General features: G+C 49.3%; 1 protein-coding gene. It reads right to left on the bottom strand.

Translation table 11 applies throughout. The annotated features are described in order from the left end of the window. The coding region (locus ACFVYJ_RS14015; protein ID WP_463255496.1) for an MOSC domain-containing protein at positions 1-229 on the bottom strand (229 nt) is incomplete at both ends.

Below are 229 nucleotides of genomic sequence, written 5' to 3'. Positions count from 1 at the left end.
TTTAAGTGAACTGCGTTAGCGACTTTGTCTGAGGTTAATGAATCGTAGGAGGTCATCACGCAGCGGGAGCAGGGTTTAACCACGTCAAATTCCACTTCGCCGAAACGTATTTTGCGCCAGTGATCCTCGGCAAAGGGCATTGTATCAGTGACAACTAAATAGGGTCTAAAGTGTGCCATGCTAACCGGCTGCGACCTGCGCTGATTGAGGTCATCTAATGACGCCTGTG

Origin of the sequence: Pontibacter sp. JAM-7 (genome assembly GCF_048548695.2) — a bacterium.
Lineage (GTDB): Bacteria > Pseudomonadota > Gammaproteobacteria > Pseudomonadales > Balneatricaceae > Neptuniibacter.
This window is presented reverse-complemented; position numbering and strand designations above follow the sequence as displayed.